Below are 1363 nucleotides of genomic sequence, written 5' to 3'. Positions count from 1 at the left end.
CATGTATCTGAAACAGAATGCATCTCAAAAGAATGCAAATGTTGCATCAACTTTCACATGCGCTCAGGCCCAAAAAAATAATCTAATTTTTTCGTCGGTACCAGATGTTTTTGTATANTGTTGCATCAACTTTCACATGCGCTCAGGCCCAAAAAAATGATCTAGTTTTTTCGTCGGTACTGATGTTTTTGTATGCAATCTAAATTCTTTAGATTTAAATACGAACCAACTAAATTTTGCATAATGCAGTCACAGGCATATCTAAAATGTATAGATCCAGCATGCGGACTACAGTATCCTGTAACCGATACTAGAATTGAATGTGAAAAGGGTCACTTGCTTGACGTAAAATATAATTCCGTTCCGTCGCCTTCATTAAAAGAAGTATTTTACAAACGCAGAAACCACTCTAACAACATCTTCAATGAAAGTGGAGTATGGCGTTTCCGTGAACTGTTAAACTTTTGTCAAATAGATACTGAAAACCTTGATCAATGTTCAAAATATTTGGTTTCATTAGATGGCGCAGAGGGTAGACTCTCTAAACCATATCACATGTCTCGAGTCTCACAATATGTGGGATTGCAAAACCTATGGTTGCAACCTGAAGGATACAACCCAAGCGGTTCCTTCAAAGACAACGGCATGACAACAGCTGTAACACATGCAAAACTTGTTAAAATTAAAAAAATAATCTGCGCATCAACTGGAAATACATCTGCATCTGCTGCAATGTATGCTGCAAATGAAAACATGGAGTGTGATGTATACATACCTGCAGGAGAGGTTGCACCTGGAAAACTCAGCCAGGCATTTCAGTTTGGAGCACAAGTGGTAGAAATAAAAGGAAATTTTGATGATGCACTGACTGCTTCCCNTTGCACCTGGAAAACTCAGCCAGGCATTTCAGTTCGGAGCGCAGGTTGTAGAAATCAAAGGAAATTTTGATGATGCATTGACTGCTTCGTTAAAACAAGCAGGACAAGCAGGTGGTTATACAGTAAACTCTGTCAACCCCTTTAGAATCGAGGGACAAAAAACAATTGTCTTTAGGGCGTTAGAATTTTTGGACTGGAATCCTCCGGATTGGATAGTTTATCCTGGTGGTGCACTTGGAAACACATCAAGTTGTGGCAAGGCACTCATGGAGTTGTACCAGTGGGGCTGGATAAAAAAAATTCCACGTCTTGCAGTTGTCAATTCGGAAGGTGCCAACNTGGAATTTTTGGACTGGAATCCTCCGGATTGGATAGTTTACCCCGGTGGTGCGCTTGGAAATACATCAAGTTGTGGTAAGGCACTCATGGAGTTGTACGAGTGGGGGTGGATTAAGAAAATTCCACGTCTTGCAGTTGTAAATTCA

At 40.3% G+C, this 1363-nt stretch carries 3 pseudogenes; all 3 read left to right on the top strand.

Annotated elements, in window-relative coordinates:
- Nucleotides 1-243 precede the first annotated feature (243 nt).
- A pseudogene (locus DYY66_RS08805) lies at nucleotides 244-877 on the top strand (pyridoxal-phosphate dependent enzyme); the annotation flags it as partial.
- A 1-nt stretch (nucleotide 878) separates the two neighbouring features.
- Nucleotides 879-1216: pseudogene (locus tag DYY66_RS14825) on the top strand (pyridoxal-phosphate dependent enzyme); the annotation flags it as partial.
- A 1-nt stretch (nucleotide 1217) separates the two neighbouring features.
- A pseudogene (locus DYY66_RS14820) lies at nucleotides 1218-1363 on the top strand (threonine synthase); the annotation flags it as partial.

This window comes from Candidatus Nitrosotalea sp. FS (genome assembly GCF_011319475.1).
In the GTDB taxonomy this organism is placed as follows: Archaea; Thermoproteota; Nitrososphaeria; order Nitrososphaerales; family Nitrosopumilaceae; genus Nitrosotalea.
Note: the sequence above shows the minus strand (reverse complement) of the source record. Positions and strands in the feature narration are given on the sequence as shown.